The sequence below is a fragment of the Telluria sp. RT2P19 genome (assembly GCF_059685725.1).
On record NZ_JCASIL010000033.1, the window covers coordinates 15,684 to 27,344 of the forward strand.

General features: G+C 65.6%; 12 protein-coding genes. 4 read left to right on the top strand and 8 right to left on the bottom strand.

The features are described from left to right. Window positions 1-609, bottom strand: a complete 609-nt coding sequence (tmk, locus tag AC56KW_RS25630) for a dTMP kinase (RefSeq protein ID WP_497173454.1) — start codon at window positions 607-609, stop codon at window positions 1-3. 34 nt (window positions 610-643) lie between these two features. Beyond that, complete coding sequence (mltG, locus tag AC56KW_RS25635; RefSeq protein ID WP_497173455.1) at window positions 644-1,657, bottom strand: endolytic transglycosylase MltG; 1,014 nt, start codon at window positions 1,655-1,657, stop codon at window positions 644-646. A 125-nt stretch (window positions 1,658-1,782) separates the two neighbouring features. Here mltG and ygfZ point away from each other — a divergent pair, with 125 nt between their 5' ends. Genes ygfZ through AC56KW_RS25650 form a run of 3 tightly spaced genes read left to right on the top strand, consistent with a single transcriptional unit; the run spans window position 1,783 to window position 3,886 of the window. Next, window positions 1,783-2,841 (top strand): CAF17-like 4Fe-4S cluster assembly/insertion protein YgfZ, encoded by a 1,059-nt coding sequence (ygfZ, locus tag AC56KW_RS25640; protein WP_497173456.1) that lies wholly within the window; start codon window positions 1,783-1,785, stop codon window positions 2,839-2,841. Window positions 2,842-2,843: 2 nt separating this feature from the next. Beyond that, the gene (locus AC56KW_RS25645; protein ID WP_497173457.1) at window positions 2,844-3,134 is read left to right on the top strand and encodes a DUF4936 family protein; all 291 of its coding nucleotides are present in this window, start codon (window positions 2,844-2,846) and stop codon (window positions 3,132-3,134) included. Next, window positions 3,125-3,886, top strand: a complete 762-nt coding sequence (locus AC56KW_RS25650) for an NRDE family protein (RefSeq protein WP_497173458.1) — start codon at window positions 3,125-3,127, stop codon at window positions 3,884-3,886. Before AC56KW_RS25645 ends, AC56KW_RS25650 begins: the two co-directional genes overlap by 10 nt. A 91-nt stretch (window positions 3,887-3,977) precedes the next feature. Here AC56KW_RS25650 and AC56KW_RS25655 read toward each other — a convergent pair whose 3' ends face one another. Genes AC56KW_RS25655 through AC56KW_RS25665 form a run of 3 tightly spaced genes read right to left on the bottom strand, consistent with a single transcriptional unit; the run spans window position 3,978 to window position 6,032 of the window. Further along, window positions 3,978-4,883 (bottom strand): SDR family oxidoreductase, encoded by a 906-nt coding sequence (locus AC56KW_RS25655; protein ID WP_497173459.1) that lies wholly within the window; start codon window positions 4,881-4,883, stop codon window positions 3,978-3,980. Between the two features lie 23 nt (window positions 4,884-4,906). Further along, a complete protein-coding gene (locus AC56KW_RS25660; protein WP_497173460.1) occupies window positions 4,907-5,689 on the bottom strand; it encodes an SDR family oxidoreductase in 783 nt (260 codons plus the stop codon). 40 nt (window positions 5,690-5,729) lie between these two features. Then, window positions 5,730-6,032 carry a Dabb family protein gene (locus AC56KW_RS25665; protein ID WP_497173461.1) on the bottom strand — a complete coding sequence of 101 codons (303 nt, stop codon included), beginning with the start codon at window positions 6,030-6,032 and terminating at the stop codon, window positions 5,730-5,732. A 299-nt stretch (window positions 6,033-6,331) separates the two neighbouring features. Here AC56KW_RS25665 and AC56KW_RS25670 point away from each other — a divergent pair, with 299 nt between their 5' ends. Then, entirely contained in the window at window positions 6,332-8,032 is a 1,701-nt protein-coding gene (locus tag AC56KW_RS25670; RefSeq protein ID WP_497173462.1) for an MFS transporter, read from the top strand. Window positions 8,033-8,104: 72 nt separating this feature from the next. Here AC56KW_RS25670 and AC56KW_RS25675 read toward each other — a convergent pair whose 3' ends face one another. The 3 genes from AC56KW_RS25675 to AC56KW_RS25685 form a co-directional block, all read right to left on the bottom strand. After that, complete coding sequence (locus AC56KW_RS25675) at window positions 8,105-8,569, bottom strand: hypothetical protein (protein ID WP_497173463.1); 465 nt, start codon at window positions 8,567-8,569, stop codon at window positions 8,105-8,107. Window positions 8,570-8,616: 47 nt separating this feature from the next. Further along, window positions 8,617-10,707, bottom strand: a complete 2,091-nt coding sequence (locus tag AC56KW_RS25680) for a 3-hydroxyacyl-CoA dehydrogenase NAD-binding domain-containing protein (RefSeq protein ID WP_497173464.1) — start codon at window positions 10,705-10,707, stop codon at window positions 8,617-8,619. Between the two features lie 94 nt (window positions 10,708-10,801). Then, entirely contained in the window at window positions 10,802-10,999 is a 198-nt protein-coding gene (locus AC56KW_RS25685; protein ID WP_497173465.1) for a YqaE/Pmp3 family membrane protein, read from the bottom strand. Between the last annotated feature and the right edge of the window lie 662 nt (window positions 11,000-11,661).

Below are 11,661 nucleotides of genomic sequence, written 5' to 3' on the forward strand. Positions count from 1 at the left end.
TCACAACAATTTCTCCAGGATGAGGCCAAGATGGGCCTGGATGTCGGCAATGCTCCGGGTCGAATCGACGACGACGAACCGCTCGGGGAATTGGTCCGCCCGGCGCAGGTACTCGGCGCGGCAGCGCGCAAAGAAATCGGCTTGTTCGCGCTCGAATTTATCCAGTGTGCGGGAGGCGGCGAGGCGCTCGCGCGCCACCTCGAGCGGGACGTCGAACAGCAGGGTCAGATCAGGTTGCAGGCCGTGGTGCACCCACGCTTCGAGCGCCTCCATCTTGTCGCGCGCCAGGCCGCGACCGCCGCTCTGGTAGGCGAAGCTGGCGTCGGTAAAACGGTCGGACAGCACCCACTTGCCGTCGGCCAGGTTCGGCGCGATGACTTGCGCGATATGTTCGCGCCGGCTGGCGAACATCAGCAGCGCCTCGGTCTCGAGGTGCATCTTCTCGTGCAGCAGCAGGTCGCGCAGCTTCTCGCCCAGCGGCGTGCCGCCCGGCTCGCGCGAGGACACGACAGTCTTGCCGCGCGACGCCAGGAAATCGGTGACGAAGCCGATATGTGTCGATTTCCCGGCGCCGTCGATGCCTTCGAATGTGATGAACTTGCCCTGCATGTGCTGCCTTACGTCTATGGTGCGTTATATCGCGTTATTGCGTGAGTGGCTGGTTGAGGATGCCACGCTGGTAGCGGTTGACCGCCCGGTTATGGTCCGGCAGATTGTTCGAGAAGTGGCTGGTGCCGTCGCCGCGCGCGACGAAGTACAGCGCCGGCGTCTCGGCCGGCGCCAGCGCCGCGTGCAGCGACTGCAGGCCGGGCAAGGCGATCGGCGTCGGCGGCAAGCCGCCCCGCGTATAGGTATTGTACGGGGTGTCGGTCAGCAGGTCCTTCTTGCGGATCTGGCCTGCGTAGCTCTCGCCCATGCCGTAGATCACGGTCGGGTCGGTCTGCAGCAGCATCCCGGTGCGCAGGCGGTTGACGAACACGCCGGCGATCATGGTGCGCTCGCTCTTCTGCCCGGTTTCCTTTTCGACGATCGAGGCCATGATCAGGGCCTCGTACGGCGTTTTATACGGCAGCTCCTTGTCGCGCTTTTCCCAGGCCGCGTTCAGGTGGTCGAGCATGGCCCGGTGGGCGCGCTTGTAGATCTCGATTTCCGACGAACCTTTCGCGAACAGGTAGGTGTCCGGGAAAAACATGCCCTCCGGCTCCTTGAACTCGGTCGATATCTTCGCCATCAGTTCCTGGTCGCTCAGCGTGAGCGTATCGTGCTTGAGGCGGTTGTGCGAGCCGATCGCCTGGCGCATCTGGCGGAAGGTCCAGCCCTCGATAATGGTCAGCGCCTCTTGCGCGAATTCGCCGCGCACCAGCTGGGTCAGCAGGCGACGCGGACTGGTATTCGGTTTCAGCTCGTAGCTGCCGGCCTTGATGCGGGCGGCGTCGCCCGTCAGGCGCGCCAGGATCGCGAACATGGTCGGGTTGATCGGCACGCCGGCCGCGACCATCTGCTGGGCGCTGGACGCAACGCCGCTGCCGGGGTTGATCGTGAATTCGATCGGTTCGCCGCTGGTGGTCAAGGCGTGCTTGGTCCACCACGAGAAACCCCCTGCGGCTGCCAGCGCGACCACGACGCCGGTGACGAGTAATTTTTTTATCAGTGCCATGTAGTTTATGTAGGGGAAGCCGCGGACGCCATCGCCAATTGCGGCGCTCTCGGCGCGATTTCCCCGACAACTCTATAATGAGGCCGTAATGATAAAGCCTAATTGCCAAAATATTTCGGATTTTCATGAGTAACTGGACTGATCATCTCGCCACGCACGGCGCCCGCTTCCATCTCGACGACGCCACGCAGGTCGACCACTTCGGCACGCAGCTCGATACCGAGGCGCTCGCCGCCGGTTTCATGGCTACCGTCACCGACCAGGGCCTGATCGCCGTGGCCGGCGAAGACGCCGCCAAATTCCTGCATGCGCAGCTCACCAACGACGTCGAGCACCTGCAACAGACCGAGGCCCGCTTCGCCGGTTTCTGCACGCCGAAAGGCCGCCTGCAAGCCAGCTTCCTGATGTGGCGCGACCCTGACGCCGTGTATTTGCAGCTGCCGCGCGCGATCCAGCCGCCACTGCAGAAACGCCTGTCGATGTTTGTGCTGCGCAGCAAAGCCAAGCTGCGCGACGCCACCGACGAGGCGCCGTTCGCGGCCGTCCTCGGTTTCGGCGGCGCCAAGGCCCAGGCGGCGCTCGCCCGCTTCGTCCCTGCGCTGCCGGGTGCGCCGATGGGCAAGACCAGCGGCGACTTCGGCACCGTGCTGCGCCTGAACGACGCCTTCGGCGCGCCGCGCTACCTGTGGATCGCATCGAGCGAAGCGGCCATCGCCGCCTTCGACGCGCTCGGGGGCGAGCTCGCCGTTGGCGGCAACCAGGCCTGGCGCCTGGCCACGATCCACGCCGCCGAGCCGCAGGTCGATCTCGGGACCCAAGAACAGTTCGTGCCGCAGATGGTCAACCTCGAGCTGCTGGGCGGCGTCAATTTCAAGAAAGGCTGCTATCCGGGCCAGGAAATCGTCGCGCGCACCAAATACCTCGGCAAGATCAAGCGCCGCACGGCGCTGGCCAGCATCGACAATGCGGCCGCCCGCGCCGGCGACGAGGTATTCTCGGCCGCCGACCCGGATCAGCCGTGCGGCATGGTGGTCAACGCCGCGCCGAACGGCCGCGGGGGCTTTGATGCGCTGGTCGAGATCAAGCTGGCGTCGCTGGGCGAGCAGGTCGCGCTCGGCTCGAGCGCCGGCGCGCCGGTGCGCTTCCTGCCCATGCCCTACAGCCTCGACGCGCTCGACGACTAGCGATGGTCGACTTCTACGTCTACTACAAGGTGCGCCTTGACGACGCCGCCACGCTGGCGCCGCTGGTGCATGCCATGCAGCGCCGGCTGGCCCAGGATGCCGGCGTCGAGGTCCGGCTCAAGCGCCGGCCCCAAGACAAGGACGGCCTGCAGACCTGGATGGAAGTCTATCCGGGCGTGACGGACGGCTTCGAAGCGGTGCTGGCGCAGGTGGTCGTCGATGCCGGCATCGACGGCTACCTCGCCGGCCCGCGCCGCCTTGAAATCTTTACGGACTTGCCGCCATGTGCCTGATCGTCTTCGCCTGGCATGTCGTTCCCGGCGTGCCCGTCATCGCCTGCGCCAACCGCGACGAATTCTATGACCGCCCCGCCACCCCGGCCGGCCCCTGGCCGCAGGCCCCGCACGTGATCGCGGGCCGTGACCTGCAGGGCGGCGGCAGCTGGATGGGCGTATCGCTCACCAGCCCCACCGGCCCGCGCTTCGCGGCCCTGACCAATATCCGCGCGCCGGGCGAACGCCGGGTCGATGCGCCATCGCGCGGCGCGCTGGTGGCCGACTACCTGCGCGGCGAGCTCGATGCTGCGGCCTATGTGGCCGAACTGGCGGCGCGGCCCGACCCGTACAACGGCTACAACCTGGTGCTGGGCGACGGTGAGCACCTGTACTGGTACTCGAACCGCGGCCAGGAAGATCCGCGCAACGGCAAGCCGCTGGAGCGGGGCCGGATCTACGGCATCTCGAACGGCCTGCTCGATACGCCCTGGCCCAAGGTGCTGCGCACCAAGGCCCAGTTCGCGAGCCTGCTGTGCCAGGGAGCCCCAGAGGACGCGTATTTCGAGATGCTGGCCGATACCACGCGCGCGCCGGACGTCAGGCTGCCCGAGACCGGCATGCCGATCGAGGTGGAGCGCATGCTGTCGCCGGTGTGCATCGAGTCGCCGGGGTATGGCACGCGCACGTCCACCGTGGTCAAGCTGTATCGCGATGCGGCGCCGGAGTTGCATGAGCGGGTGCTGCAGCCGGGGGGCGTGGCGGCCGCTTGACATGGTGTCGCCGTTGCCATGCGACGGGATGACGCCGTAACGCGACCGACCCTGGGTTCGCGCCCACCCCGTGGCAAGCGCCCGAAAGGCGTCAGCGCCGTCCCTTCATGCCGTTCTTCAGGATCTCCTTCAAATGCGGCGTCGCCGCATATGGATCGGCCGGCTGCCGCGCATGCACCAGCGCATCCATCCGCTCGGCCACCGCCCCCAGCGCCTGCGGGTGCGAGAACACGTAAAACCGCTCTTCGCGGATCGCATCGAAAGTCAGGCGCGCCACATCCGCCGCCGATACCTTGCCGGAACCGACCGCCTTCTCGGTCAAGGCCTGCGCCGCGATCTGGCTCGCCGTCATGATCTCGTCGGTGCGCAGTTCGTCCGGCCGGTGCCGGTGCGAATGCGCGATCGCGGTCGGGATGAAATACGGGCACAGCACCGAGGCGCCGATCGGCGCATCGACCAGCTTGAGGTCGTGGTACAAGGTTTCGGTGAGCGCCACCACCGCATGCTTCGAGACGTTGTAGACGCCCAGCGCCGGCGAATTGAGCAGCCCGGCCATCGACGCCGTGTTGACGATCCAGCCGCGATACCCCGGATCCTGCGCCGCGCACTCGAGCATCACGCGCGTAAACACGCGCACGCCATGGATCGCGCCCCACAGGTTCACGCCCAGCACCCATTCCCAGTCTTCTTCGGAGTTCTCCCACACCAGGCCGCCGGCGCCGACGCCGGCATTGTTGAACACCAGGTGCACCGCGCCGAAGCGCGCCATCGCCGAGTCGGCCAGCTCCTGCACGTGCGAACCCTTGCGCACGTCGCACACCATCGCCAGCACCTCGCTGCGCTCGCCCAGCTCGTCGGCCGCCTTCTCGAGCGCCTTGGGCTGGACGTCGGCCAGCACCAGCTTCATGCCCAGGCTCCCCGCCAGGTTGGCGAACTCGCGCCCCAGGCCGCTGGCGGCGCCCGTGACGACCGCGACCTTTCCGTGAAACTCGTCCATCCGCCGCCCCCTTGCTCTTCGCTTTATACGGCCGTGACGCCGCCGTCGACCGCCAGTATCTGTCCCGTGATGTGCTTGCCGGCATCGGAGGCGAACAGCACCACCGCACCCTTCAAGTCCTCGTCGTCGCCCAGGCGCCGCAAGGGCGCCTGGGCCGCAAGCCCGTCGGCACCGTAGGTGGCCAGCACGCCCTTGGTCATTTTCGACGGAAAGAAGCCCGGCGCGATCGAGTTGACCGTGATGCCGTACCGGCCCCATTCGCCGGCAAGCGCACGGGTGAAATTTACCACCGCGCCCTTGGACGTGTTGTACGCCAGCGTCTGCATTGCATCGGGTGGATTGCCGGCCAGGCCGGCGATCGACGAAATATTGATGATGCGCCCGTACCCGCGCGGGATCATGGACAGCTTGCCGACCGCCTGGGACACCAGGAAGATCGCGCGCACGTTCAGGTTCATTACCTTGTCCCAGGCCTCGAGCGGGTAGTCCTCGGCCGGCGCGCCCCAGGTGGCGCCGGCGTTGTTGATCAGGATGTCGACATGGCCGAGCCGGGCGATCGCCTCCTCGACCAGGCGCCGGGCCTGACCTGGGTCGGACAAGTCGCCGGCGAAAGCGCCGGCCTCGATGCCCAGGCTGTGCAACTGGCCCACGGCGACGTCGAGCTCGTCCTGCTTGCGCGACGCAATCACGAGGCGTGCGCCCTGCTCGCCAAGCGCCTGCGCCATCTGCAGGCCGAGCCCGCGCGAGCCGCCGGTCACGATAGCGGTCTTGCCCTTCAGCGAAAACAGTTCCTGGGTGGTGCGCATATCGTCTCCTCGTTCTTGTCCTGGCATGGCGACACTGCGCTCAGACCTCGTAGTCCATGCACTGGCGCGCTTCGCGGATGGCGCCGATGAAGGGGACCACGGCCTGGTGGGCAGGATGCTTGATGTAAGCCTCGAGGGCGGCGCGATCGGCAAATTCCGAATACAGCACCACGTCGTAGGTCGCTTCCAGGTCGGGCTGGGCGAGGGTCACTTCGAAGGTCGACATGCCTGGCACGATGCGTGCGCACTCGTCCAGCCGGCGCTTCATTTCGCGCGCATTGGTGGCGCGGTCGGCTCCCTCGGCCTGCTCCTTTAATTTCCACATCACGATGTGCTTGATCATTCTGTTTCCTGTCCTGTCCATATTGGGTGAGTCGCCTGCCAGCTCCGGCCGGGCGGCAGGCCGAGCGAGCATAGCATAGCGACCGCACGAAGAAATATCACGTTTATCCTGGTCCAGGATAAGACGATTCTTCCCTATGCGTGAGCCATCGTCTTACAAGCAGAGGGGCAGGACGAAGCTTGCACGCAAGCCACGTGTAAGGCAGATGCAAGATTCGCGTAAGGTTCGAGGCGCACAGTAAAGTTAGCTGACCAACAATCAGCATTTCCGGTTACAGAAAATTAAATACGGAGACACCCATGGCTATCACACCCGGCAATACTGTCGGAGGACAAGCTGCACCGACCTCCGCCGGACTCACCAAGGAAGAGCGCAAGGTCATCGCCGCCTCTTCCCTCGGCACCGTTTTCGAATGGTACGACTTCTATCTCTACGGTTCGCTCGCATCCATCATCGCCAAGCAGTTCTTCATCGGCGATCCGAATACCACGTTCATCTTCGCCCTGCTCGCCTTTGCCGCCGGCTTCATCGTGCGCCCGTTCGGCGCGCTGGTGTTCGGCCGCCTGGGCGACATGATCGGCCGTAAGTACACCTTCCTGATCACGATCCTGTTGATGGGCGCCTCGACCTTCCTGGTCGGGATCCTGCCAAGCTATGCCCAGATCGGCATCGCGGCGCCGATCATCCTGGTGACACTGCGCATCCTGCAGGGCCTGGCGTTGGGCGGCGAATACGGCGGCGCCGCTACCTACGTGGCCGAGCACGCGCCGCACGGCAAGCGCGGACTGTTCACCTCCTTCATCCAGACCACGGCCACGATCGGCCTGTTCCTGTCGATCCTGGTCATCCTCGGCACCCGCACGCTGACCGGCGAAGAAGAGTTCCAGGCCTGGGGCTGGCGTATCCCGTTCCTGATCTCGGTGATCCTGCTCGGCATTTCGGTCTGGATCCGCCTGTCCATGAACGAATCGCCGGCCTTCGCCAAGATGAAGGCCGAGGGCAAGACCTCGAAGGCGCCGCTGTCCGAGGCCTTCCTGAAACCGAAGAACGCCAAGGTCGCGCTGCTGGCCCTGATCGGTCTGACGATGGGCCAGGCCGTCGTGTGGTACACCGGCCAGTTCTACGCCCTGTTCTTCCTGACCAAGACGCTCAAGATCGCCGAGCCAACCGCCAACATCCTGATCGCCAGCGGCCTGCTGCTTGCCACCCCGTTCTTCATCGTGTTCGGCGCGCTGTCGGACAAGATCGGCCGCAAGTGGATCATCCTCGGCGGCTGCGTAATCGCCGCCGCCACCTACTTCCCGATCTTCAAGGCCATCACCCACTACGGCAACCCGGCGCTCGAGGCGGCGATTCAGACCTCGCCGGTCGTCGTCGTGGCCGATCCGGACACCTGCAGCTTCCAGATCGACGCCACCGGCACCAAGAAATTCCCTTCGTCGTGCGATATTGCCACGCGCATGCTGACCGCCGCATCGGTCAGCTACAACCGTGTGGATGCGCCGGTCGGTACGATCGCCACCATCAAGATCGGCGAGACCGAGTACCGCTCGTTCAACGCCGTCATGACACCGGATAACCTCAACTTCGATAAGGAGTCGCTGGCCAGCGAAACCGCGCTCAAGTCGCAGGTGAACGGCGCGCTGAAGGCGGCCGGCTATCCCGATAAAGCCGATCCGGCGCAAATCAACAAGCCGATGCTGGTGCTGTTGCTGTTCATCCTGGTGCTGTACGTGACGATGGTCTACGGCCCGATCGCGGCGATGCTGGTCGAGATGTTCCCGACCCGGATCCGCTATACCTCGATGTCGCTCCCGTATCACATCGGTAACGGCTGGTTCGGCGGCCTGTTGCCGACAACCGCGTTTGCGCTCGTGGCATTCAAAGGAAATATTTATTATGGCCTGTGGTATCCGATCATCATCGCGCTCATCACCTTCGTGATCGGCGCGCTGTTCGTGCGCGAGACCAAGGACAACAATATCTACGCGAACGATTGAACTCGGAAAGTCCTCGATAAACATGCCGCCGGGAGACCAGCGGCATGTTTTATCGGATGAAGCCAGGTAGGATCACGGACGCGAGATCCCGGGCTCAGGCAGGGGCCGATCGGCCCCGGCATGCTTGCGAACGAATGCCGACGCGGACTCGACCCAGTAGCCGGCACAGGCCTGGACCGGAATCTCGCAATAAGTGATGCTGACCGACATATCGACCTGCCGATGATCGAAGCGGTTGGCGACCGAAGGGTAGGCGAGCCGGGTTCCGGACCGCGTGCTTTGTCTGACCTCACCTTTCAGATCACGCGTGATCACGTCCGTCGAGTGCGCATGGAGCCTGTCGCCGATGCGCGCCGGCCCCGACAATTCGATATACGAGTAGCCATCCTTGCGCCATACCTGGTATTCGAAGCCCAATTCCCTTGCGACGGCAGGTGTGAGCTCCACGTATTTTGGCGGCGGCGGTGTCGCCTGCGCCAGGTGCGGTAATGCACAGCCGAGCACGGCCAGGCACAGCCTGCCGATCGGTTTCATCATGCTGCCCCCTGCAGGTAAGCGACGTCGACCATCGTTATCGATCTGTCTCAACCGTTGAAGCGCTGCCCCTGCGCCGCCAGCCGGGCCAGAAGCGGCGCCGGCTGCCAGGCCTCGCCCTGGCGCCCGTGTGCGTACCCTTCGATCGCCGCCCTCACCTTCGGCAAGCCCACGCTATCGGCGTGGAACATCGGCCCACCGCGGTGCAGCGGGAAACCGTAGCCGCTCAGGTAGACCATGTCGATGTCGGAAGCGCGCAGCGCGATGCCTTCCTCCAGGATCCTTGCCCCTTCGTTGACCAGCGCATACACCAGGCGCTCGACGATCTCTTCGTCCGGCACCACGCGCCGCTGCACGCCGATATCGGCCGAATGGCGCACGATCATGTCGTTTACCGTGACGCTGGCAATCGCCCTGCGCTCGCCCGCCTGGTAGTCATACCAGCCGGCCCCGGCCTTCTGGCCGAAGCGGCCCTGCTCGCACAGCAGGTCGGGCAGCGCCGAATAGGTGAAGCCCGGCGACTCGACGGCGCGCCGCTTGCGAATGTGCCAGCCGATGTCATTGCCGGCCAGGTCGCTCATACGGAACGGCCCCATGGCGAAACCGAAGGCTTCGATCGCACGGTCGACCTGCTCCGGCAGCGCGCCTTCCTCCAGCAGGAAATACGCCTGGCGAAGGTATTGTTCCAGCATGCGGTTGCCGATGAAGCCATCGCACACGCCCGACACCACGCCGGTCTTCCTGAGCTTTTTCGACAGCGCCAGCGCCGTCGCCAGCACGTCCGTGCCGGTCTGCGCGCCGCGCACGATTTCCAGCAGTTTCATCACGTGGGCCGGGCTGAAGAAATGCAGGCCGACCACGTCCTGCGGACGGCCCGTGAAGGCGGCGATCCGGTTCACGTCGAGCGTCGAGGTATTGGTGGCCAGGATCGCGCCCGGCTTCATCACCTGGTCCAGCTCGCGGAACACCAGCTCCTTGACGCCGAAGTCCTCGAACACCGCCTCGACCACGATATCGGCCTGGCCGATGGCGTCATAGGACAGCGTGCCCTTGACCAGCGCCAGGCGCTGCTCCAACTGCTCGGCCGTCAGCTTGCCCTTGTTGACACTGCTCTCGTACATCTTGCGGATCGACCCCAAGCCGTCGTCGAGGGCATCCTGCCTGGTTTCGAGGATCGTCACCGGGATGCCGGCGTTGGCGAAGTTCATGGCGATGCCCCTGCCCATGGTGCCGGCGCCGACCACGGCCGCCGAGCCGATGGTGCGTAGTGGGGTATCGGCCGGCACGTCCGGCACCTTGCCGGCGGCGCGCTCGGCAAAGAAGGCATGGCGCAGCGCTGCCGATTCGCTTGTCGTGGTCAGGTGGATGAAGCGCTCGCGCTCGAAGCGCAGGCCGTCCTCGAACGAGTCGGCCGTGACCGAGGCGGCCACGGCGTCGACGCAGGCGCGCGGCGCCGGGAACGGGCCGGCCGCGGCGTCGACCTGGGCCCGCGCACCGGCCAGGAAACCGGCGGCGTCGGGGTGGGCGACGGCGCGGTCGCGCACCTTCGGCAGCGGACGCGCATCGGCGATCCGGTCGGCAAAGCCGATCGCGGCCGGCAGCAGTTGGGTACCCGCCGCGAACACCTCGTCGAACAACGGCGTGCCCGCGAGTTTTTCGGACGCGATCGGATTGCCGCCCAGGACCATGCCCAGCGCCTTCTCGAGGCCCAGCAGGCGCGGCAGGCGCTGGGTGCCCCCGGCGCCGGGGATCAGCCCCAGTTTCACCTCGGGCAAGGCGATCTGGGCGCCCGGCAATGCCACGCGGTAGTGGCAGCCCAGCGCCAGCTCCAGGCCGCCGCCCATGGCGACACCGTGGATCGCCGCCACCACGGGCTTGGACGCATCCTCGACGACGCGGATCAGCGTATGCAAGGTCGGCTCGGTGAGCGCCTTCGGCGAATTGAATTCGCGAATGTCGGCGCCGCCCGAGAACGCCTTGCCGGCGCCGATGAGCACGATCGCCTTTACCGCCGGATCGCGCCCGGCGTCCTGCACGCCCTGCACGGCCGCCGTGCGGGTCGCGAGACCCAGGCCGTTGACCGGCGGGTTGTTCAGGGTGATGACGGCAATGCTGCCGTGGACCTGGTAGTCGGCGCTCATGTCTCTTGTTCTCCTTGATGGTCGTACTGGCTGAGCCGACCACTATACCGCAGAAAATGCACGAACGTACTATTCAGGCAACGACTGGCGGGCCTCAGAATTCGCGTTGCTGGCGCGCCCGATCGATCTTCTGGTCGGTCTTGTACTGGCTCAGGGCGTACACGGCCCAGATCGCGGCGGGCAGCCAGCCGATCAGGGTGATCTGCAGGATCAGGCAGATGATGCCGGCGATGGGACGGCCGATGGTAAAGAAGGTCAGCCAGGGGAAGATGAGGGCGATGAGCAGGCGCATGGGAAATCCCGTGAGTAAGTTATCGATAAGTTGCAAAGTTAGTCACAGTCTACCCGCGCGAGCGCGCCAGCCGCGCGCCGTTGGTGCGCCCCCCGCCATGCCCGCTACAGGGCCGCGTCGACACCGACATGCCGATCGACCCAAGCGCACGATCAGCGAGGCTCGCAGGACCTGGTCGCGCGGGATGAACCCGGCTCATCCGCGACGCATGCTCATCCATCGTGCGGCCGCAGTCCCTCGCGCAGCCAGCCGGTTGCGGCCTGCACATGCGTTTCGTGCGCGCGGCCCGCGCCCGTCACCAGGTAATAGCGCGCCCCGCGATTTCAGGCCCGAAGGGCTGGGCCAGGCGCCCCGCCGCCAGCTCGTCAGCCACCAGTGCAAGGCCGAGCAGTGCGACCCCCTGCCCGCAGGCGCCACCTGGATCGCATGGCCCTCGTCCGGGAAGCGCGACTGGCCGCGGTTGCGCTTCCATGGCAGGGCCGGCCGCCGCATGCCACGGCGCCCAGGTCGGGTCGAGAGGATGCAGGCGCCACCAGCAAAATTCGAGGCGATGTACACGTTAAATATGGATGAGCGTTGAACTGTTGAGCTGCCCGGCGGTCCAACCCCTATCGTCGTCCATAGGAGTGAATCGTGAAGGCGCCCCGGTTCAAAAAGCTGGT

Excerpts from the sequence above, each read along its gene's own strand:
- tmk (WP_497173454.1), bottom strand. The coding sequence starts at position 609 with ATGCAGGGCAAGTTCATCACATTCGAAGGCATCGACGGCGCCGGGAAA.
- mltG (WP_497173455.1), bottom strand. The coding sequence starts at position 1,657 with ATGGCACTGATAAAAAAATTACTCGTCACCGGCGTCGTGGTCGCGCTG.
- ygfZ (WP_497173456.1), top strand. The coding sequence starts at position 1,783 with ATGAGTAACTGGACTGATCATCTCGCCACGCACGGCGCCCGCTTCCAT.
- AC56KW_RS25645 (WP_497173457.1), top strand. The coding sequence starts at position 2,844 with ATGGTCGACTTCTACGTCTACTACAAGGTGCGCCTTGACGACGCCGCC.
- AC56KW_RS25650 (WP_497173458.1), top strand. The coding sequence starts at position 3,125 with ATGTGCCTGATCGTCTTCGCCTGGCATGTCGTTCCCGGCGTGCCCGTC.
- AC56KW_RS25655 (WP_497173459.1), bottom strand. The coding sequence starts at position 4,883 with ATGGACGAGTTTCACGGAAAGGTCGCGGTCGTCACGGGCGCCGCCAGC.
- AC56KW_RS25660 (WP_497173460.1), bottom strand. The coding sequence starts at position 5,689 with ATGCGCACCACCCAGGAACTGTTTTCGCTGAAGGGCAAGACCGCTATC.
- AC56KW_RS25665 (WP_497173461.1), bottom strand. The coding sequence starts at position 6,032 with ATGATCAAGCACATCGTGATGTGGAAATTAAAGGAGCAGGCCGAGGGA.
- AC56KW_RS25670 (WP_497173462.1), top strand. The coding sequence starts at position 6,332 with ATGGCTATCACACCCGGCAATACTGTCGGAGGACAAGCTGCACCGACC.
- AC56KW_RS25675 (WP_497173463.1), bottom strand. The coding sequence starts at position 8,569 with ATGATGAAACCGATCGGCAGGCTGTGCCTGGCCGTGCTCGGCTGTGCA.
- AC56KW_RS25680 (WP_497173464.1), bottom strand. The coding sequence starts at position 10,707 with ATGAGCGCCGACTACCAGGTCCACGGCAGCATTGCCGTCATCACCCTG.
- AC56KW_RS25685 (WP_497173465.1), bottom strand. The coding sequence starts at position 10,999 with ATGCGCCTGCTCATCGCCCTCATCTTCCCCTGGCTGACCTTCTTTACC.